This is a genomic window from Microbacterium sp. A84, from assembly GCF_051842815.1.
GTDB lineage: Bacteria > Actinomycetota > Actinomycetes > Actinomycetales > Microbacteriaceae > Microbacterium.
This window is the reverse complement of sequence record NZ_JBPXMS010000003.1, coordinates 399,154-418,574: the sequence shown is the minus strand read 5'-3', so window position 1 is coordinate 418,574 and position 19,421 is coordinate 399,154. Positions and strand designations below refer to the sequence as shown.

Annotated in this window: 17 protein-coding genes; 9 read left to right on the top strand and 8 right to left on the bottom strand. The window is 63.3% G+C overall.

Going from position 1 to position 19,421, the window contains the following annotated elements; all coding sequences use genetic code 11:
• Nucleotides 1-11 precede the first annotated feature (11 nt).
• The gene (locus tag ACSU04_RS14590) at nt 12-1,028 is read right to left on the bottom strand and encodes an NAD(P)-dependent alcohol dehydrogenase (protein WP_439290088.1); all 1,017 of its coding nucleotides are present in this window, start codon (nt 1,026-1,028) and stop codon (nt 12-14) included.
• A gap of 6 nt (nt 1,029-1,034) precedes the next feature.
• Nucleotides 1,035-2,663 carry a GH35 family beta-galactosidase gene (locus ACSU04_RS14585; RefSeq protein ID WP_439290087.1) on the bottom strand — a complete coding sequence of 543 codons (1,629 nt, stop codon included), beginning with the start codon at nt 2,661-2,663 and terminating at the stop codon, nt 1,035-1,037.
• A gap of 232 nt (nt 2,664-2,895) precedes the next feature.
• Between ACSU04_RS14585 and ACSU04_RS14580 the strand changes: the two genes are divergently transcribed.
• The 3 genes from ACSU04_RS14580 to ACSU04_RS14570 all read left to right on the top strand — a co-directional run bounded on the left by ACSU04_RS14580 (nt 2,896) and on the right by ACSU04_RS14570 (nt 6,085).
• Nucleotides 2,896-4,194 carry an ABC transporter substrate-binding protein gene (locus ACSU04_RS14580; protein WP_439290086.1) on the top strand — a complete coding sequence of 433 codons (1,299 nt, stop codon included), beginning with the start codon at nt 2,896-2,898 and terminating at the stop codon, nt 4,192-4,194.
• A gap of 71 nt (nt 4,195-4,265) precedes the next feature.
• A complete protein-coding gene (locus ACSU04_RS14575) occupies nt 4,266-5,213 on the top strand; it encodes a carbohydrate ABC transporter permease (RefSeq protein ID WP_439283251.1) in 948 nt (315 codons plus the stop codon).
• 20 nt (nt 5,214-5,233) lie between these two features.
• The gene (locus ACSU04_RS14570; RefSeq protein WP_439283249.1) at nt 5,234-6,085 is read left to right on the top strand and encodes a carbohydrate ABC transporter permease; all 852 of its coding nucleotides are present in this window, start codon (nt 5,234-5,236) and stop codon (nt 6,083-6,085) included.
• A 73-nt stretch (nt 6,086-6,158) separates the two neighbouring features.
• Here ACSU04_RS14570 and ACSU04_RS14565 read toward each other — a convergent pair whose 3' ends face one another.
• Genes ACSU04_RS14565 through ACSU04_RS14550 form a run of 4 tightly spaced genes read right to left on the bottom strand, consistent with a single transcriptional unit; the run spans nt 6,159 to nt 9,877 of the window.
• Complete coding sequence (locus ACSU04_RS14565) at nt 6,159-7,622, bottom strand: Sapep family Mn(2+)-dependent dipeptidase (RefSeq protein WP_439290085.1); 1,464 nt, start codon at nt 7,620-7,622, stop codon at nt 6,159-6,161.
• Nucleotides 7,615-8,637, bottom strand: a complete 1,023-nt coding sequence (locus tag ACSU04_RS14560) for a LysR family transcriptional regulator (protein ID WP_439290084.1) — start codon at nt 8,635-8,637, stop codon at nt 7,615-7,617. Before ACSU04_RS14560 ends, ACSU04_RS14565 begins: the two co-directional genes overlap by 8 nt.
• A 38-nt stretch (nt 8,638-8,675) precedes the next feature.
• Nucleotides 8,676-9,284 (bottom strand): peroxidase-related enzyme, encoded by a 609-nt coding sequence (locus tag ACSU04_RS14555; RefSeq protein WP_439290083.1) that lies wholly within the window; start codon nt 9,282-9,284, stop codon nt 8,676-8,678.
• Nucleotides 9,281-9,877 (bottom strand): CMD domain protein, encoded by a 597-nt coding sequence (locus tag ACSU04_RS14550; protein WP_439290082.1) that lies wholly within the window; start codon nt 9,875-9,877, stop codon nt 9,281-9,283. Before ACSU04_RS14550 ends, ACSU04_RS14555 begins: the two co-directional genes overlap by 4 nt.
• Before the next feature lie 143 nt (nt 9,878-10,020).
• On the opposite strand from ACSU04_RS14550, the gene ACSU04_RS14545 reads away from it, so the two are divergent.
• From ACSU04_RS14545 to ACSU04_RS14535, 3 genes are read left to right on the top strand one after another with little or no spacing between them, the layout of a single operon-like run.
• Nucleotides 10,021-11,988 carry an FAD/NAD(P)-binding protein gene (locus ACSU04_RS14545; protein ID WP_439290081.1) on the top strand — a complete coding sequence of 656 codons (1,968 nt, stop codon included), beginning with the start codon at nt 10,021-10,023 and terminating at the stop codon, nt 11,986-11,988.
• Nucleotides 11,982-13,142, top strand: a complete 1,161-nt coding sequence (locus ACSU04_RS14540) for a MalY/PatB family protein (protein ID WP_439290080.1) — start codon at nt 11,982-11,984, stop codon at nt 13,140-13,142. Before ACSU04_RS14545 ends, ACSU04_RS14540 begins: the two co-directional genes overlap by 7 nt.
• 32 nt (nt 13,143-13,174) lie before the next feature.
• Complete coding sequence (locus tag ACSU04_RS14535; protein WP_439290079.1) at nt 13,175-14,206, top strand: LacI family DNA-binding transcriptional regulator; 1,032 nt, start codon at nt 13,175-13,177, stop codon at nt 14,204-14,206.
• On the opposite strand, the gene ACSU04_RS14530 is transcribed toward ACSU04_RS14535, so the two are convergent.
• Both ACSU04_RS14530 and ACSU04_RS14525 read right to left on the bottom strand, forming a co-directional pair.
• On the bottom strand, nt 14,193-15,125 hold the full coding sequence (locus ACSU04_RS14530) for a dihydrodipicolinate synthase family protein (RefSeq protein ID WP_439290078.1): 933 nt from the start codon (nt 15,123-15,125) through the stop codon (nt 14,193-14,195). The genes ACSU04_RS14535 and ACSU04_RS14530 overlap by 14 nt on opposite strands.
• Nucleotides 15,125-16,144: an aldo/keto reductase gene (locus ACSU04_RS14525; protein WP_439290077.1), complete on the bottom strand. Its 1,020-nt coding sequence runs from the start codon at nt 16,142-16,144 to the stop codon at nt 15,125-15,127. Before ACSU04_RS14525 ends, ACSU04_RS14530 begins: the two co-directional genes overlap by 1 nt.
• Before the next feature lie 110 nt (nt 16,145-16,254).
• On the opposite strand from ACSU04_RS14525, the gene ACSU04_RS14520 reads away from it, so the two are divergent.
• The 3 genes from ACSU04_RS14520 to ACSU04_RS14510 all read left to right on the top strand — a co-directional run bounded on the left by ACSU04_RS14520 (nt 16,255) and on the right by ACSU04_RS14510 (nt 19,371).
• Complete coding sequence (locus tag ACSU04_RS14520) at nt 16,255-17,514, top strand: MFS transporter (protein WP_439290076.1); 1,260 nt, start codon at nt 16,255-16,257, stop codon at nt 17,512-17,514.
• 110 nt (nt 17,515-17,624) lie between these two features.
• The gene (locus tag ACSU04_RS14515) at nt 17,625-17,909 is read left to right on the top strand and encodes a hypothetical protein (RefSeq protein WP_439283230.1); all 285 of its coding nucleotides are present in this window, start codon (nt 17,625-17,627) and stop codon (nt 17,907-17,909) included.
• A gap of 34 nt (nt 17,910-17,943) precedes the next feature.
• Nucleotides 17,944-19,371: a CCA tRNA nucleotidyltransferase gene (locus ACSU04_RS14510; RefSeq protein ID WP_439283228.1), complete on the top strand. Its 1,428-nt coding sequence runs from the start codon at nt 17,944-17,946 to the stop codon at nt 19,369-19,371.
• Nucleotides 19,372-19,421 lie beyond the last annotated feature (50 nt).

Genomic DNA, 19,421 nt, shown 5'->3' with positions numbered 1-19,421 from the left:
ACATCTGCTTGCTACCGCAGCGGACAGACGATCAATTTGATGGCGTCGGCGTCGCCATTGCGCTCCATCGCGGCCTGAACATCATCGAGCCCGTACATCGCTGCTACGAGGTGGTCGACCTTGACCGCTCCCGATGCAATCATGTGGATCGCAGTCGGCCAAGTGTTGGCATACCTGAACAGCCCCTCAAGCCTGAGCTCCTTGCTCTGGACGAGGAAGACGTCAAGATCGTAGCGAGCGGACCCCATACCGACGAGAACGGCGATTCCGCCGGCCGACAGGCGCCGCAGACCATCGTCGATCGCCGCGGCAGCACCGGAAGCGTCGACGAAGACATCGAACGTCTCATCGGAGAGGTCGAGCGGTCTGGCTGTCCGGAAGGCCGCGGTCTGCCTGGCCGCTTCGAGACGCTGCTCTTGTGGGTCGACCAGTACAACGGTATCCGCGCCGTGGATCTTCGCGGCGGCGGCAGTGAGGATGCCGATCGGCCCCGCACCTGCGACGAGGACCCTCATCCCGGGTGCGATGCCGGCCTTCCGTGCCGCAGCGAGTCCGACCGATAGCGGCTCGACGAACGTCGCCTGCACGAAGGACATCTCGCCAGGGATCGGATGAGCGAATATGGACGGAATGCACATGTACTCTGCGAGCGCGCCGTCCACGGGCGGTGCGCTCGCGAACTCCATGGCGACACAGAGGTTGTAGCGACCGTCGAGGCAGTAGCGGCACTCTCGGCAATGGCGCTGGGGTTCGATCGCGACGCGCTCACCGATCCGGCGCGGGTCCACTCCCGACCCGGCTGAGACGATCACCCCGGAGGCCTCATGCCCGAGCACCAGCGGGTGCTCGACCACGAGGTCTCCGACTCGACCGTGCTGGTAGAAGTGCACATCGGAACCGCACAGGCCCACGGCTTCGATCCGCACGATCACGTCCTCAGCGCGCGCGACCGGGACAGGGATCGACCTCACCTCTAAGACGAGCGGTCCCTGAAGCTGGCTCGCTCTCATCGTCGTCGGGATCATCATGTGTCCTCAGTACGTGTATACCGCGCAGCGGCGAACGGCAGGCTCGTCATACGATTCGCCGAACGAGATACCGGGGATGTGCCCCAGATATGGGAAGCGGAAGTACTCTCCGGAAACTGTTTCATCACCATTGAGCACCTGATCGACGACCCACTCGCCGTCGATCAGCGAGACGCGTTCGACACGGTCGAGAGCGGCCTTTCGTCCGTCGCCAGTCTCGAACTGCGCCGCGAAGCCCACGCCGGTGCCGTAATAGTCGCCGTTCTCATCGCACAGCACGATTCCCCAGGCCGGGGGAGCTGCCGGCAGGCGGCCGTTATCCATATCCCGGCGGATCCGCACAGTGAAGCCGCCCAGCTCGGCGAGCACCTCGGGGTGCTCGGCGTCGAGGTGGAATCCGACGATGGTCCCCGCCCGCTGGGCGCGCAGGATCTTGGAAGACAGTTCCTGCAGGCACCCGTACGCCTGGGAGAGGAGGGCCTTGACCTCGGGCGCATACTCGTTATCCCGCCCGTCGACGCCGAAGGGTGACGTGCCGATCGCGCCGAAACTCCCGATCGCGATGTGCAGATCGGCGACTCCGTCGAGGTTCCGCTTCATCTCCGGGATGAATAGCGGCGCGCCTTCGACGGTGTACTGCTGACACCACTGAGCAAAGTCACCCCAATAGATGTCAGGGGTGAGGATATCCAGTGCCGGCGCGCCATGAAGCCACGCCGGAAGAACCTGAGGGAGCGGTCCGCCGCTCGGATAGTTGCCGGGGACCTGTCCGCCGAACGGCGCGATGTGGCTGACATCGGGAGTGAAGTCCGGGGAGTCCAACCACGCGTTCACGAACATCGGCACGTCGTGCTCGGCCTTGCCAGCCACGGTGATGGTATTGATGTATCGGGCGTAACCGAGAGCCATGAACAACTCGTCGCTGGAGAGCGACTCCCCGAACGTATTGGCCCAGTCGGTGCCCGGTTGTGCCGCGCGCGCGGCCTCGAGTATCTCGGGCTTGACAGCGTAGCGTCCCGACGCAACGGCTTCCACAAGTGCTGCGTCGACCGGCCGGCCGTATGCTTCTCGAGCCGCCGTGGTGTGATCCCGCGAGGGCCCGAGGATGCCCACTTCATTCTGCACCTGGACCATGATCACTGTGTCGTGTCCCGCATCTGCCTCCCGCACGTGGCGCATCAGCCGGGCGAACGCTCGGGCGTCGGCGTCACGTGATTCCTCGGAGAAGACGGACAGCACCTGGACGCATTCGCCGTCGATACCTGCGACCAGGGGGAATCTCACTGGATCTGCCTTGACCCAGGACGGGCGGTAACTCGACAGCCCGTTCTTCCAACTGCCAAACCACAGCAGCGTGACCTTGATGTCGTGCGTTCGCGCTCCCAAGAGGATCCTGTCGACCATCGTGAAGTCGAACTCGCCCTCGCGTGGCTCAACCGATTCCCAGGGGACGGCGATGAGTGCGGTGTTGAGGTTGAGTGCCTTCAGCGTCGACCACCGTGCCTCGAGGTCCGACTGCGTCGTTGCCGAGGAGTTGTGGAGCTCTCCGCCGAGCACCAGGAACGGGGCGTCGTCGATGACCAGCTGATTGTTCTCGATGCGGATGTGAGGGGAGGCGTCTGTGTGGGGGGTCATTGGGGCATCTCCTTCGATGGGCCGGTTCAAATTGGAAAACTATGAGGCCCACGAGGGGCTGTCAACGGCGATTGCAGAATCAACAGCTGCAATAAGTTTTGCCGTGTTGACACCTCCTTCAGTGGCGGTCTACCGTCAGTTACGTTCTCAATTGAAACGATATATTCGGTCCAATGATATCGAGAACATTCTGCCCGACAAGATGTTTGACTGTGAATACACGGAGGTACTCATGTCAGTGCGTAGCAAGCTGTTGACGGCGACCGCGGTGGTCGTCAGCGCAGGATTTGTCCTTTCTGGATGCTCGTCATCGGAGGGGCCAGCCGAGTCGGAAGGCCCCGTCGAACTCGTCTACTGGACATGGTCGCCGGGAACAGCGGAGGCCATCGCGGTCTGGAACGAGAATAATCCTGACATCCAGGTCAAGACCGTAGACATGGGGCGCAGCGACGAGCAGTCGGCGAAGCTGCTGGCCGCGATGCGCGCTGGCGAGGGCCCGGATATCTTCCAGGCCGAATACCACACGCTCCCGTCATTTGTGGTGGCTGACGTCGCGCTCGACATCAGCGACTACGTCGGTGACGTGAAGGGAGACTTCACCGACTCGATCTGGAATCTCGTCGATCTCGAGGGCCTCACCTACGGCGTGCCGGTCGACGTCGCGCCGATGGCGCTGTTCTACCGGACCGACATCTTCGAGGAGGCTGGCGTCGAGGTCCCCACAACATGGGACGAGTACCGTGCAGCCGCGCAGACGATCGTCGAGGTCCGCCCGGACGTGACAATGACGCTCTTCGGATCGACGGATGTCGGTCAGTTCACCGGCCTCAGCCAGCAGCTCGGTGGCTCCTGGTGGGACGTCCAAGATGGAGCGTGGAGCGTTCACATTGATGACGACGCGAACAAGCAGGTCGCCGAATACTGGCAGTCCCTCACAACGGATGGCCTCGTTCGCGCGGAGCCGTGGTGGACCCCGGAGTTCAGCAACGCACTGACGAGTGGCAAGGTGGCGTCGTTCCCGGCCGGCGCCTGGTTCGCCGGAAGCATCGGCAACCAGCTGGGTGAAGGCAACGACCAGCTCGACAAGTGGAACGTCGCTCCTCTCCCTGTCTGGGACGAGGGTGACCCCTCAGGATTCATGGGAGGCTCGGCGGCGTCAGTGACGACGGGCTCCGAGCACCCGGAAGCTGCGGCTAAGGTGCTCGCGTGGCTCTCGGCGGACCCGGTAGCGAATGAGGCTCTCAGCAACCGTGCAGAGTATCCCGCGTCCAAGACGGGGCAGGGTGCGCTGTCCGGCTCTCCGGCCAACGGCGTCGCAGCAGGCCAGGACGACTTCTACTCGATCATCGCCGAGATCGCCCTTGACACCGCCGACGTCGGCTGGGGGCCGAACGCCAACTCGGTGTTCACCGCCTACCGGGATGAGCTCGGACGAGCAATCACGGCAGGGTCGTCGTGGCCCGACATGCTGACGAAGGTGCAGGATTTCGCGATTGAGGATCTCGAGGAGAGCGGGTTCGAGGTCAACTGACCGTTGCGTGGCCGGTGGGGGAGCGGATCCGCTTCCCCACCGGTCGCATCGCTGACCGAGAGGACGAAACGATGACAACCGAAACTCTAATCCTGGGACCAGGAAAGCGCGGAGTACGTGTCTCAAGACGCCAGCATCGCGCTGCCCCCTATCTGTTCATCCTTCCCGGGGCAATTCTCTTCATCCTTACCTTCCTGCTGCCGCTGGTGTACTCGATATACCTGAGCCTGCACGCGCTTCGTGTGACGGGCGGTGGTGCGTTCGGGCGTCGCACGGAGACCTTCGTGGGGTTCGACAATTACATCGCGACGTTCCAGGACGTCGAGCTGCTCGCGTCATTGCAACGACTCGGGATATACGCCGTCCTGGTGATCCCGACTACCCTCGGTCTCGCTCTCGTCGCCGCGCTGCTGCTGGATTTGCCGCGTCAGCGCTTCGTGCGGTTCGCCCGTACGGCGTTGCTGCTGCCGTACGCGGTGCCGGGCGTGATCGCCGCTTTGATGTGGGGGTTCCTCTACCTCCCCAGCACCAGTCCGGCCAGCTTCATCGCACGTTCTCTTGGGCACCCAGGGCTCGACGTGCTGAGTCTGCCGCAACTGTTCGGTTCGCTGGCGAACATCGCCATCTGGGGCGCGCTCGGATTCAACATGATCATCATGTACACGGCGCTGCGAGCCATCCCCGCGGAGATCTATGACGCTGCACGCATCGACGGCTGCAACGAATGGCACATCGCGCTGCGCATCAAGATCCCGCTGATGGCCCCGGCGTTGGTGCTGTCGGGCCTGTTCTCGGTGATCGGCACCATCCAGGTGTACAGCGAGCCGATGATCCTGCGCACCATCACGAGCAGCGTCTCGTCGACCTTTTTCCCGCTGATGGCTGTGTATCGAGAGGCATTCCACGGTGACAACGTCTACGGCGCTTCGGCGACGTCGGTTGTGATCGCGCTGAGCGTGCTCCTTCTGTCGGCAGTGATCCTCGGCGCAGTGCAGTGGCGTCGCAACCGAGCGGTATAGGAACCACCATGGCAAAACACATGAACACCCGAACACGCACGATCACAGATCGTCGCGTACTGAGCACACTTGTGCTGCTGCTGGGCGCCGTCTACTGCCTGTTCCCGGTTGCGTGGATTTTCGTCGCATCGACCAAATCGGTGAACGAGCTTTTCACCACCTTCACATTCGCTCCGGGGACAGCGTTCTTCGAGAATCTGGGTTTGCTGTTCAGCTACGGGGACGGTTCGTTCGGTATCTGGTCGCTCAACTCTGTGATCTACGCGTTGGGTGGCGCGCTCCTGTCGACCCTGGTCTCCGCCGCCACCGGGTACGCGTTCGCGGTGTATGACTTCCGCGGGAAGAAGACACTGTTCGGGATCCTGCTCGCGGGCGTGCTGATTCCCGGGATCGTTCTCGCGATTCCGCAGTACTTCCTCTTCGCCGAGATCGGGCTGACCGATTCCTACCTGGCGGTGCTGCTCCCGGTAATCGTCAGTCCGTTCGGGATCTATTTGTCGCGGATCTATGCGGAGGCGGCATTCCCCCGTGAGACGCTCGAGGCGTGTCGCATCGATGGGGCGTCAGAGTTCCGCGCCTTCCGTTCGGTGGCGCTGCCGATGATGCTGCCGGGGCTTGTGACTGTTTTTCTCCTGCAGTTCATTGGTATCTGGAACAACTTTCTCCTTCCGTTCCTGATGCTCTCGAGCGAAGACAAGTTCCCGATCACCATCGGTCTGTACACACTGCTGAACCGAGGGACATCCGAAGGCATGCTCTGGAACCAGGCGATCATGGGGTCGGCAATCTCGATTGTCGCAATCCTGATTCTGATGGGATCGTTGCAGCGCTTCTGGAAGCTCGATCTGCTGTCCGGCGGCGTCAAAGGCTGAACCCACGACGATGCGGCCCAGAATCCGTGAGGATCTGGGCCGCATCATCATGGGCTCGAACTGGCTCCGCCGCTCAGGCGCTCAGATGGGCGTCCATACGGATCAGTGCGATCGCGTAGATCTCGAGCGCGTCGAGCAGGTCGTCCATGTGCAGCCATTCGTCGGGGCCGTGGGCACCGGCGGAGTCGCTGACGATGCCCGCGGGTGGCCGCGAAGGACCGAGGTCGTGGGCTCCGGGGCCGAAGGTGACGCTGTGAGGAAGCACCCGCGAGTGGGTCCCACCGCCCATCGAGTATGGCTCGTCGTTCCTGCCGCTGATCTCGGCGTACGTATCGGAGAGCAGGGAGACGATGGCGTCGTCGGGATCGATGACGCTGGGTGAGCTGTCACGCACATCTTGGACCGTGGCGCCTTGAGTAGCGCACCATTCCGTCAGCCTGGAGGTGATCTCGTCGCCTCGGTACGACGCAGGGTAGCGAACGTCGAGGACGACATCGATCCCGTCGGCCGACCCGGTCACGATTCCGGCGTTCGCCGTGAGCGAGCCGGTGAGGTCATCCGTAAGGGCGAGACCGATGCCATCGCCGTATGGCGAGGAGCTGAGCGCGAGGAGCGTCCGTAACGCGGACTCATCTCGTTCCTCCCATGCTGTGCTCGCCAAGAGTGCTTCCACCAGGACAGCGGCGGCGTTGAGAGTTCCTTCGGGGAATGCGGCGTGCCCGGGGCGGCCGGAAGCCGTCAGCAGCGCATCGGTCGCATCGCCGTCGACCGTGAGTCGGTCATGCGGGCGTGGCATGGGACAGCCGGAGTTGAGTTGGATGGTCGCCGATGCGGGTACGGCGTTCGCGACGAGTCCGGCTTTAAGAGAGCGGAAGCGATCCGTCCCGGCAGGGATCCGCACGAGGCACGTGAGCATTCCCTTCTGGGCGATGTTCACCGGGAACATCCCGTCGGCGACGATCGAGCGGACCGGAACGGGGTGACCGTCGGCGAGATAGGCACGAAGATCCGGCATGCCGATCTCCTCAGCGCCGCCGAACATCAGCCGTACGCGGTGTTGCAATGAGACACCGAGATCCCGAAGCATCCGCACGAGATAGAGGGTGCCCACAGCGGGGCCCTTGTTATCGCATGCCCCGCGCCCGATGACGTACGGGGCAACGTAGCGAGGGGAGAATGGTGGCGTTGTCCACCCGTCACCGGCCGGAACAACATCCACGTGCGTGACGATGCCGATCTCTTCGGATGCCGCGCCCCACAGAACCGAAACGACATGGCCTCCATGGTCTTCCCAGCGCAGGTCCAGTCCTTCCGCCGCGAGTCGGACGACGTCGAACATCTCGGCCACGGCCTTCCCGTACGGGGCGCCAGGTTCGGCGGCGCTCGGATCGCTCACGCTCGGCACGGCGATCCACTGCAGGATGTCCTGTGCTAACTCGTCGCGGTGGTCTTCCAGCCACGTGCGAATCGCGAATCGCGTGGGGCTCCCCTCGCTAACGAGGTCGGTCAGGTCGGGCTTGCGATCGGCATCAACCACTGATACTCGTTTCCTCAGGTGTACTAGCAACGGGCATCGATGTGGACATGCGGCGCAGACCCCACTGCGCGCCGTCGATCGTGCGCAGGAGTCCCATCACCGCACGCACGTGCTCTGTGGATGCATTCTCACGGTCGGTGACTGCGAAGATGTGGCGCACTGTTCGTGGCTCGGTGGGACGGATGACGACATCATCCGGCGTCGCCGCAGTACTGATTGACAGACCGGGGAGTACGGCGAGACCGAGGCCGCTGGAGACCAGCCCGAGAACGGCGACGTGGTTGTCTGTCTCGAACGTGATGCGCGGCTGGAATCCTGCAGTGGCACACGCGTGCACCATGTGCGCCCGACATGAGTGGCATCCCGCGACCCAGTCATCGGATTCGAGGTCGGCGATCGATATGGTTGGTTCTTTCGCCAGCGGGTGGGCAGCGGGAAGGGCGACGAAGAGTTCGTCCGTGAAGAGGGGGAGTCCCACCAGTCCGCTGCGGGCGAGCGGGCTCGATTCGCCCAGGGTCGGATAAACGCACGTGATCGCAACGTCCACCGTTCCCGCTATCACCATCGCGATCGCCTCGGGAGGCTCGGCCTCGATGTATGAGGGACGCACTCTTGGAGCATGCCCACGTAGGAGGTTCAAGAAGGCGGGAAGTAACGTCGATGACGCGGACGGGAATCCGGCGAGCGTGATGACTCCGGAACGGGCGTTGGTCAGGCCGGCGAGCTCGCGTCCGGCTTCGAGGAGGACTTCGTCCAGACGTGGTGCGAGCAGGCTGAGCACTCGACCCTCCGCGGTGAGCGTGAGTACGCGTCCTTCGCGATTGACAAGTGTCGCACCGATCCGGGCTTCCGCGCGCTGCAGCTGCTGTGAGATCGCTGGCTGGCTGAAACCCAAGGTCTTGGCCGCCGCCGTGATCGAGCCCGCATCGGCGATGGCGCTGACGATCCGCACGGCTTGGATGTCTATTGCCGCGGCGAAAGCCAGAGCGCTGTCGTCGCAGTGCGTACGTATCATGCGATCTCCTGTCAACGCTGACGAATCGTCGAGGCGTGTCAGGGAACGCTCGACTCACCGAGCGCGAGCATCAGGCGGTTAGCCCAGGCGAAGAACGCGCACGCTTGAATCGTATCAAAAACCGCCAGGTCGTCTAGTCCGGTGTCTTCGAGGGCCGACAGCGCCTGTGCGTCGAGTGACGACGGTGTGGTGGTCAGTGCGCGAGAGGCATCCACGATTGCTTGCCAACGAGCATCCAGTCGGCGAGCATCGCCGTCGATGAGCAGGCTCTCCACATCTTCGGCTCGGCCCGAGAGTTGGGCGGCCAACCCGGCGTGGAATCCGGTGCAGAACAGGCACCCGTTGAGGCGTGATGCTGCCGTTGCGGCCAGTTCTCGTTCGGCCCGCGCCAGACCCAGATTTGTGTTGCCGAACACGTCGTCATCGACGCGGGTGCGGGCGCGCAGGGCCGTTGTGTCACGAAGCAGGACGCGGAAATACTCCGCTTGCGCTCGCGGGCGATGGATCACGGCATCGTAATGTTCCTCGGTGAGCTCATCGATCTCTAAGGGCAGGACCCAGGGGATCCACTCCACTCCGGACATGACGTACCGCGAGGGCACGTGAGCTGCTCGAGGCGGGGCAAGGTTCTCGCGGTCCGTGCTCATGCGGCGCTCCTCTCGATGATGCGGTCGGCAAGCACCGACAGCCCCGCAATGACTCGCATCTGAAATGTCACGAAACCGATGAGTTGAGCGAGCGTCACGATGCCGTCGTTTGTCCAGCCCACATCGATCAACTGTTGGAGGTGTGCGCGTCGCGTGTCGCGAGGGTGGAAAACCAACAGGTGCGCGAACTCGATCGCCGCGGTGAGTCGATCGTCCAGCGCATACAACGCCGCGATGTCATCGACCGTAAATGTCGGTCCGGGTACAGATTCTGCGGCGTTGACCTCGCTCTGCCCGTACGGACCGCGCGTCAGCGACCGTTCAGCCAGTATCGTCACGATTGCGGGCAGCGCATCGTCGTGCTGTCGGAGGAGGTCCGTGTAGAACGCGGCGCAATCCTCGCCATGAAGTAGCGCAGTGAACGTGGCGATGCACACGCGTTCCCGTCGGGTCGCGGCGGCATTGTCGTCGGCGAGCACGAGCACGTGGAAGCTCTTCTGCATCTGTTCCGCGGACTCGCTTCGGGCGGCGCGCACTCGGTGAACCGCAGTGGCGCGGCGATCACCGAGCATTTCGTTCACGACATCGGTCATCGCATCTCCATCCTCTGGTCCGTCTCTACAGAGAATATGAGGCGACGCGTTCCGCCGCCGGGATCATTGCGCATCCGGCAGGGGTGATCAGAGGTTGTGATGGCTGCTGGTGTCGAGGGTCCGGTATCGGGGATCATCGGATCATGCATCCGAAATCTCCGACTCTCGCTGTCGTCGGCGGCGGTCCACGTGCGATCTCGCTTCTCGAGCGCATCTTGGCGACGCTCGACGGTGGTGAGCATATCGACATCGCCCGAATCGTCGTTATCGAGGACACGCAGTTCGGCGCCGGCATGACCTGGCGTGAAGCGCAGTCTCGTGAGTTGTGCATGAACACCTTCGCCGGGGCTGTGACGTTCTTTCCCGACCGCAGTGTTGTCGTTGCCGCGCCTGCGGTTGACGGGCCGACCTTCCTGGAATGGTGTCTGGAATGGGCGCGAGTGTCGCGCGTTGAGACGGTGTTGTCTCCGCCGATCACAGAATCGTCACTCTTCGCCGCGCTCCCGCTGTCGCCTGATCTTGATGACTCGGGATTCCGAGACGAGGTGGCGTCCATGCGCGTGCAATCTCATCCGACGAGGGTGTTGTTCGGCAGGTATCTGACGTGGTGTTTCAACGCGCTCGTCACGCGGCTGCGCTCGTGGCTCGATGTCGACCTCGTGCTCGATCGGGTCGTTGACATCAGCGACCGCCCTGGATCGGCTCAGCAGCTGTTGGGGATGCGGAACACAGACAGCGTGCTCGCCGATCGCGTCGTGATCACCGGCGGATGGGTCAGCGTCGCTCCGTCTCCAGAGGATCGTGCGTTATCTCACAACCTTTCACGGAAGAGCTCTCTGCTGTGGATACCTCCAGCCCCTCCGGCGGACCAGCGAATTGAGCAAATCCGGCCCGGCGAGGACGTGCTGGTGCGTGGCCTCGGCATGGGGTTCTTCGACACCATGGCGTTGCTCACGCTCGATCGCGGCGGAGTGTTCGTTGAGGAGGAAGCCGCAGGACTGCACTACCAGCCCTCTGGTGAAGAGCCTGTCATGCATGTGACATCCGGCCGTGGGCTGCCGTATCGAGCGAAGGCGCTGTATGGCGGACTTCCGCCTGCCAGTGCGCAAACCCACCTCAAAAGAGCGCTCGCCGAAGCACCAGAGGGCCCGCTGGATTTCGCTCCGATGTGGATGGCGATCACAAAAGATGCGCTGTCCGCGTTCTACGAGACGCTCGCCGGCATTGACCCGGATCAGCGTGCACCGTGGTGGGGCGCAATGAAGACGGCGATCGACGAGCTCCTCGATCCAGACGATCTGCCGGCGTTCGATCGCGAAGTCGAGCGCCTGCTGCCGGGCGAGTTGCCGAAACTGGATCACGAGATGCTGACCGGTAGCGAATCGCGTAGATGGGATTCTCAGGCAGAGTACGAAGCGTACGTTCGGGAGTACATCGATGAGGACGTGCGCGAAGCGGCGCGCGGCAAAGACAGTCCGCTCAAGGCCGCATACTGGTCACTCGGTGCTGCCCGCGGCCCTGCAGCCAAGGCTGCGGAGTGGTCAGGCCTCGATGGTGCGTCGTGGCCGTCCTACCGCAAGCTCATCAATCTCGGCGCGGCCGCCGGCAGCGGACCGCCTGCTTTCCGAATGCGTCAGCTCCGTGCCCTGCATGAGGCTGGGATCGTCCGTTTCCTCGGCCCGCGCGCACGGGTAGAGGTCGATGACGACGCGTTCGTCGCGACTTCCGATGCCAGCCGTGCGACGCGTCGGGCGCGAGTGCTCCTCGATGCGTTCGTGACACCACCCGATGTGCTCCGGCCGTCTGATCCGCTGCATCGTGCTCTCGCGTCACAAGGGAGGATGCGTGCGGCGGTCATCCCCGGGGTTCGTGGACCGTCGTGGGAGACCGGCTCGGCGGACATCTCCCGCGCCGATAGTCGACTGATCCATCACGATGGCGTCGTCGATCCGTCCGTCCACCTCCTCGGCATACCGACGGAGGACACTCAAGGCGGGACGGTCATCAGTCCCGTCATCGGAACGAATTCGCATATGATTCGCGAGACAGATCGGGTTGTGCGTTCATTGGTGTCTGCGCACGCCGCCCGTACCGATGTGCTTGCATGGTGACGGCCACAATCGACGTGCGAGCCAGCGATTGGGTGACGCGCAAGTGGGACCAACCTGAGGGCATCATCGGCGCGCACATCGCGGAGTCAGACTTCGGTACATCGCCTGCGATCGGCAGAGCGCTGCACAGAGCAGTAGATGCTGGTTTCCTCACATATCTGCCTGAGCGCCTCGCCGCGCAGGCCGAAAGCGCGTGCGCCGGATTCCAGGACCGCCGCTACGGATGGAGCGTCGATCCCGCATCGGTGCGCCTGGTGCCCGATGTGATGACCGGCATCACGCTCGCCATCGCGATCCTCACTCCGGAGGATTCGTCCGTCGTCGTTCCGACGCCCGCATACCCCTACTTCCTCACGGCGCCGGCGCAGGTGCGCCGACGCGTGGTCACGGCACCCATGAACCGTGCGCCCGACGGTCGATGGTCGCTTGGCCTCGAAGCCATACGGGTGGCATTAGCGGCCGGGGCACGCACGATTGTGCTCTGCAACCCGCACAATCCTCTCGGTCAGATCCACTCGGACGCTGAGTTGGATGCTCTGCTGCTGTTGGCCGAGGAGTTCGACGCACTCATCGTCTCGGACGAGATCCATGCTCCGATCAGCTTCGGGCCGCGCCATGTTCCTTTCGCGCATCGTTCACCAGCAGCAGCGAAACGCACCGTCACTGTGACGGCAGCGTCGAAGGGATGGAACGTACCTGGGTTGAAATCCGCGCAGGTCATCCTGTCGGGAGAGGCCCACGCGAGCACGTGGACGCGACTGGACCCAGTACCTCGTCAGTCCGGCAGTATCCTGGGGGCCATCGCGGCTGTCGAGGCGTATCGTCACAGCGATGATTGGCTCGATGGGCTCCTCGTGCGGCTTCGACGCCACCGTGATCATCTCGCCGATCGGCTCCCGCGGGTCATCGATGGCGCCCGAATGCGTACGCCTGATGCGACATATCTCGCGTGGATCGATGTGCGCAGTATGACCGGGGCTCTCGACTCTGCCGTCGGCTGGCGGGATGCGGGCGTGGCTGTCTTGGACGGTCGGCAGTGCGGACCCGGAGGCGAAGGGCATGTGCGGTTCAATTTCGCCACGAGTCTCGAGATGATCGACACAGCACTGAACCGGATTGCCGAGCGGCGAGCGCTCGGCCCGGCTCATTACTGAGCACTTGGCGAGGTGCATGCCAGACTTGACAGATGAATGGCCCAACGAATCCGACGCACGGTCATAGGGTCGCCACGATCTACGATGTTGCCACTCTCGCGGGGGTTTCGCATATCACCGTTTCGCGTTACCTCAACGGAACAGCTGGCGTCAAAGCATCCACAGGCGAGCGAATCGCATCGGCGATCATCGAACTAGGCTACCGGCCGAACCTCGTCGCCCGTTCGTTGGTGACGAGCCGATCGCGGCAGATCGCCGCGATCGTTCATGAGATCTCCGGGATGGGGCTCGGGCTCCTCGTCGAGGGCGCATACCAACTTGCCGCATCCGAAGGATACGCGATGACGATCATGATCGCCGATCCGTTGAGTGAGGAATCGATGGCGGATGCACTTGCCCGCGCGGCGATGCTGCACGTCGAGGGTGTCATCACGACAGCGCCGACGGACATCGCCGAGACCAGCATGCGCTCCTTCACTTCGGGGCCGCTGGTTGTCGCGCGTGGTCTCGAAGACTGCGACACGCACGCAGTGGGCATCCGTGCCGCGGTCGAGCACCTCATCCGGCTAGGACACCGGCGCATCGTCCATCTGGCCGGCCCGAGCGGATGGCTTGCCGCCCGTGACCGGAAGGCTCAATATGAACAGACCATGCATCACCATGATCTTGAACCTGTGACCGTCGCTCGAGGAAACTGGTTGCCGGTATCAGGGTTCGGCGCGGTAGACGAGGTGATCGCTTCGGGGGCGACAGCGGTGGTCTCGGCGAATGACCGTATGGCTTTCGGGCTCATTAAGGCGCTCTCGGACCGCGGGATCGATGTCCCGGGCCGAATCAGCGTCACCGGTTACGATGACCACGCGGACACCGCATATTCGCGCCCTGCGTTGACGACATGCCGTCAAGACTTCGCGGCGCTCGGACGACATGCTGCCGCGCGTCTCATCGGTCTCATCGAGGGTCGCTCTCTGGTGCAGGAGGGAACTGGCCCCCTCCCCGAGCTTGTGGTGCGGGCGTCAACCGCTCGCGCGAAGGACATCGACGGAGCGGTCAGCGAAAGCTGAGCAGTCCAGTAGAGGCGATGTAATCGGCGAGATCCTGGATGGGCCCGGCGTCGTGGGCGTTGAGCGCGGAGGCTGTGCTTCGGCAGACCTGTGACATGCCGATCGCGCTGCGAAAGTCGACAAGCAGCTTAGCGCTGGCTGGATACCCGGCGCCGATCATGCCCTCGGCGATGGATAGAAGTCGTTGAATATCGACCGCCCCCGATGCTTCCGGATCCGCGCAGAGCCGTTGCACGAGTTCAGGGAAGACATTCGCTGCATAACCTGAGAATCCTGCTCCGCCTGCCCGGCGCGTTGCGGTCAGAGACGTGATTTCCGCGTTGAACATGCGAAGCGGAGTTCCCCGGGTGATCGCGATGCGTCGGTGCATCGTCTCGATCGAATGGCTCGTGTCCTTGAAGAAAACGACCTGGCCGCTATGAGCGAGTCTGGTGAGCATCTCATCGGTGACCGGGCGCTTGTACGGGATAGGGCACTCGTACACGCCCAGAGGCTGATCCGGACAGCGATTGAGGATCTCGTCGAGGCGCCGAGACAGCGTGGCGTCCGTGTCTAGCTCCGTGGCGATCAGTGAGGAGATCAGTACCACCGCGTCAACGCCGGTCTTAGCCATCGATTGGATAGCCGCGACTTGCTCATCGACGCTTGAGCTGGCGATCGCAGACGCGACGACGGGAACCCGGCCCTCCGCTGCCGAGACGACCCGTCGCGCGATTGCATGGCGTTCGGTCGGCGAGAGCTGATACATCTCGCTCGACAGTGCGACGGCGAAGAGACCGGATGCGCCGTGTGAGATCAACCATTCCGTGTAGCGGTCGAGGGTCTTCCAATCTATTGAGCGATCGGCGTGAAAGGGAGTGAGCATGACCGGCCACGTGCCATCGCGGATGGCGGATGGCGGGCCGAACGGCGCAGTCATCACCCGCGCGCCTTCTCTGCGTCGAGCCTTTGCAGGATTGTGTCGATCGCTGCCGACTCTTCCGGGGTGAACATGCGTCGGTCCAATGCCGCGAGGTTGTCGTCAATCTGCTCAGTGCGCGATGCGCCGATGATCGCCGATGTGACCCGTTCATCCCGAAGCACCCACGCGAGCGCCAGCTGCGCGATCGACTGGCCACGAGCGTGAGCGATCTCGCGGAGGGCTCGGACGGCATCGATGCGCTCAGCGGTGATGTCGTCGCGCGAGAAATAGCGACTGTGCTCGGCACGCGATCCCTCAGGGACACCATCCAGATAGCGATCAGTCAGTAGGCCTTGCGCGAGCGGGGAGAAGACCACGCATCCGCTGCCGACCTCTTCGAGAACGTCGAGCAGTGGTGGCGTGTCATGCTCGATATGGCGATCCAAGAGCGAGTATCGGGCCTGGTGGAGGACCAGCGGCACGCCGTGTGATTCGAGCAGCGCGGCCGCCCTGCGGGTATCCGCCGCGTTGTAGTTCGACACTCCGACGTAGAGTGCTTTCCCTGTATGAACGATGTCGGCCAGTGCCGACATCGTCTCCTCCAAAGGAGTGCTCGTGTCGCGGCGGTGGCTGTAGAAGACATCCACGTAGTCGAGCCCGAGGCGGGTCAGTGACTGGTCGATACTCGCCATCATGTACTTCCGGGACCCCCCATCACCGTATGGTCCTGGCCACATGTCGTAGCCTGCCTTCGAAGTGATGATCAGTTCGTCCCGATACGACCTAAGGGTGTCGTGGAGAATGCGTCCGAAGTTCGTCTCGGCTGCGCCATACGGCGGCCCGTAGTTGTTCGCGAGATCGAAGTGGGTGATTCCGCGATCGAACGCGTGGGTGACCAGGCCGGTCTGGACATCGAACGGCGTCGTGTCGCCGAAGTTGTGCCAGAGCCCCAACGAGAGGGCTGGGAGTTTCAGTCCGCTCGCCCCGGCGGCGCGGTAATCGGCTCGATCGTAACGAGAACCATCTGCGGTGTACATTGTCTTCCTTCAGTGGTGTTGTAAATAATGTTATCGAGAACATAACGGATCGTTTCCCGAGGTAGTGGAGGCTTGCCAGCCGCCATGGCGAAAGTATAACGTTTCAATTCATGGTGATTCTCAATCGAATGGAGCCGGCAGTGCGACGAGCGCGTATAGCCACGTTTATCGGGTTCGGCGTGGGCGGGTCGGCAATCGGAGTGTGGACCGCGCATCTCCCGGTCGTCGAACGCGAACTGGATCTGCCCTACGGACTCCTGGGCACGCTCATGGTCTTCAGTGGCCTCGGAGCGTTCTCTGCTTTGCGGCTCACGGGCCGGTTCACAGATTCACGGGGGAGCAGACCCGTGGTCGTCGCAGGTGCGCTGATCATCGCCGTAGCAATCAATATCCTTGCTCTTGCCCCTGACGCGTGGGTGCTCGGGCTCGGATGGTTCGTCCTGGGATACGGCATCGGGACTATCGACATCTCGATCAACATCCACGGAGTCGCAGTCGAGAATGGCTACCGGAGGGCGATCTTCACTTCTTTTCACGCGATGTGGTCCGTGGGAGGCGTCATCGGCGCTGCGGTCGGTGCGGCGGGGCTCGCGCTGGGACTGCCGCGTTGGCAAACGATTGGCTTGTGGTCGTTTGTTCTCGTGAACATCGCGGTGGTGCTGTGGTTCACGCTACTCCGGCGGACGAGCGAGCAGAGTTTGCTCCGCGCGAAGTACGATCAGCCGGCGCCGGAAGGCACCACAGCCCGAAAGGAGCCGCCTGTCTTCCGACATTGGTGGCTCTACGTGGCCATGCTGGCAGTGATGTCCAGCTTCTCGCACAATGCCGAAGGAGCCGCAGGAAGTTGGGCGACCTTGTACATGGCCAATGTCTTGGGCGCCACTACGGCGCAGGCACCTGTCGCGTTCGTCGCGTTCAGCGCTGCGATGTTTGTCGGAAGATTGCTGACGGATCGCATCGTGCAGCGCCTCGGTGGAGGGTTCGTCGTGCGCTGGGGATCGCTCGCGGCTGCGGGAGCGCTCCTGATCGTCGTGCTGGCACCGAACGCAATCATCGCGATTATCGGATGGACGTTGCTCGGGTTGGGCCTCTCGGGTGTCACTCCGCAGATCTTTCGAGCTGCGGCAGTCGCCGGCCGCGATCCTGAGCGATCCGGCCGGACGATGGCGACGGTCGTCGGCATCTCCTATGTGGTCCAGCTCGCGGGTCCGGTGCTGATCGGGTTGCTGGCGACCTGGATGCCGCTCAATTTCGCTCTGCTTCTACCCGCCATCATGGTTCTCGTGGTGTTCCTTCTTGCCGGCAAAGTGCGCTTCTCTCCTCCCAACGCGGTCGGAGACGTTTCGGTGACGGTTGTCGCCGAACGCTAGGGGCGGGTACGGCCTCGGCCTGGGCTAGGTCATTCTGGGGTCTGCTCAACGCTTCACGTACCAGTCGGTCGGCCCCGCCGCACACTCGGTGCCAGCGATATCCTGACCGGATGAGCTATTCGCTGAACGGCAGTTCGAAGGATCCTCGCGTCGATGCCCTGCGCGAGCAACATCGGCAGCGACAGAACCGTTTGTTCATCACTTTCGCGCTCGTCGAAGGATTGCTGGTGGTCGCGGCCGTCCTGGTTATTTTCGTTCTCGGAATCGTCGACGTAGACCAGGGCATCTGGATCCTTGTGGCAATCGCGGCCATCGGTGGACTAGTCCTCAGCTTCTCCCTGCTCACCATGGTCCGCCGCCACGCACACGAGATGCGTGAGCTCACCGGGAACTGAGGTGGAGCCCGCAGCGCCCGGTACGCTGGAACCCATGCTGAATATGGCCGAGGGACTCGCGCGACTGCGCACTCTCGCAGAGGGAACGGTCGTTTCGGCGGTCGCCGATGCGTTCCAGGATGCGGGCTTCGAGCTCGCCGTCGTCGGAGGGCCGGTGCGCGATGCGCTGCTGGGGCGCTCCACGCATGACCTTGACTTCACCACGAACGCCTCGCCGGATGAGATTCTGAAGATCGTCACGCCGATCTCGAGCACCCAGTGGGACATCGGTCGGGCGTTCGGCACGATCGGCGCTCGAGTGCAGGGCGAACAGGTGGAGATCACCACCTACCGCGCTGACAGCTATGACGGTGTGACGCGCAAGCCAACCGTTGAGTTCGGCGACACGATCGATGGCGACCTCGTGCGCCGTGACTTCCGGGTCAACGCGATGGCACTGCTCGTGCCTGAGATCAAGCTGGTCGACCCCACCGGCGGCGTGGAAGACCTCGTTGCCGGCATCCTGCGCACACCAATTGACGCGAACGTGAGTTTCGGCGACGATCCGCTTCGGATGCTGCGTGCCGCCCGCTTCAGCGCCCAACTCGGTTTCGATATCGACCCGGAGACCAGCGACGCGATCACCCGGCTGCGCGAGACGCTGAAGATCGTCAGCCCTGAGCGCATTCAGAGCGAGCTGGTCCGTCTCATGCAGACAGACGACCCGGTGCGCGGCATCCGCGTGTTGGTCGACACCGGGCTCATCGAGGAGTTCATGCCCGAGGTCAGCGCGCTGCGCCTCGAGGTCGACGAGCACCACCACCACAAGGATGTCTACGAGCATTCGCTCACCGTGCTGCAACAGGCGATCGAACTCGAGCACACGCGCCAGCCTGGTGAGGCGCCAGACGTGGCGCTGCGCATCGCTGCGCTGCTGCACGACATCGGAAAGCCCCGCACACGCAAGCTCGAGTCCGGCGGTGTGGTCACGTTCCATCACCACGACGTGGTCGGTTCCCGCATGGCGCGCAAGCGTCTGCAGGCGCTGCGGTTCGATGGTGACACCACGGATGCCGTGGCCACCCTGATCGAGCTGCATCTGCGGTTCTTCGGTTATGCCGAGGGTGCCTGGACGGATGCCGCGGTGCGCCGCTACGTGCGCGACGCCGGTGACCTGCTGGAGCGCCTCCACATCCTCACTCGTGCAGACGTCACCACGCGCAACCGCCGCAAGGCGTCCCGTCTGGCCGGCGCCTACGACGACATCGAAAAGCGCATCGCCGACCTGCGTGAGCAGGAGGAGCTCGACTCGATGCGCCCGGAGCTCGACGGCAATCAGATCCAGGGCATCCTTGGCATCAAGCCCGGACGCGAGGTCGGCCAGGCCTACAAGTTCCTGCTCGACCTTCGCCTGGACGAGGGAATGCTCGGCCCGGATGTTGTTGAGCAGCGCCTGCGCGAGTGGTGGGCTGCGCGGGGTTGACGAGTTCATCCCCCTCCCCACGCAAGGATGGGCTGACACGGACGGGCCGT

Coding starts and splice junctions, on each gene's coding strand:
- ACSU04_RS14590 (WP_439290088.1), bottom strand. CDS start 1,028: ATGATGATCCCGACGACGATGAGAGCGAGCCAGCTTCAGGGACCGCTC.
- ACSU04_RS14555 (WP_439290083.1), bottom strand. CDS start 9,284: ATGAGCACGGACCGCGAGAACCTTGCCCCGCCTCGAGCAGCTCACGTG.
- ACSU04_RS14560 (WP_439290084.1), bottom strand. CDS start 8,637: ATGATACGTACGCACTGCGACGACAGCGCTCTGGCTTTCGCCGCGGCA.
- ACSU04_RS14535 (WP_439290079.1), top strand. CDS start 13,175: ATGAATGGCCCAACGAATCCGACGCACGGTCATAGGGTCGCCACGATC.
- ACSU04_RS14530 (WP_439290078.1), bottom strand. CDS start 15,125: ATGACTGCGCCGTTCGGCCCGCCATCCGCCATCCGCGATGGCACGTGG.
- ACSU04_RS14570 (WP_439283249.1), top strand. CDS start 5,234: ATGAACACCCGAACACGCACGATCACAGATCGTCGCGTACTGAGCACA.
- ACSU04_RS14580 (WP_439290086.1), top strand. CDS start 2,896: ATGTCAGTGCGTAGCAAGCTGTTGACGGCGACCGCGGTGGTCGTCAGC.
- ACSU04_RS14510 (WP_439283228.1), top strand. CDS start 17,944: ATGCTGAATATGGCCGAGGGACTCGCGCGACTGCGCACTCTCGCAGAG.
- ACSU04_RS14540 (WP_439290080.1), top strand. CDS start 11,982: ATGGTGACGGCCACAATCGACGTGCGAGCCAGCGATTGGGTGACGCGC.
- ACSU04_RS14575 (WP_439283251.1), top strand. CDS start 4,266: ATGACAACCGAAACTCTAATCCTGGGACCAGGAAAGCGCGGAGTACGT.
- ACSU04_RS14515 (WP_439283230.1), top strand. CDS start 17,625: ATGAGCTATTCGCTGAACGGCAGTTCGAAGGATCCTCGCGTCGATGCC.
- ACSU04_RS14525 (WP_439290077.1), bottom strand. CDS start 16,144: ATGTACACCGCAGATGGTTCTCGTTACGATCGAGCCGATTACCGCGCC.
- ACSU04_RS14550 (WP_439290082.1), bottom strand. CDS start 9,877: ATGACCGATGTCGTGAACGAAATGCTCGGTGATCGCCGCGCCACTGCG.
- ACSU04_RS14585 (WP_439290087.1), bottom strand. CDS start 2,663: ATGACCCCCCACACAGACGCCTCCCCTCACATCCGCATCGAGAACAAT.
- ACSU04_RS14545 (WP_439290081.1), top strand. CDS start 10,021: ATGCATCCGAAATCTCCGACTCTCGCTGTCGTCGGCGGCGGTCCACGT.
- ACSU04_RS14520 (WP_439290076.1), top strand. CDS start 16,255: ATGGTGATTCTCAATCGAATGGAGCCGGCAGTGCGACGAGCGCGTATA.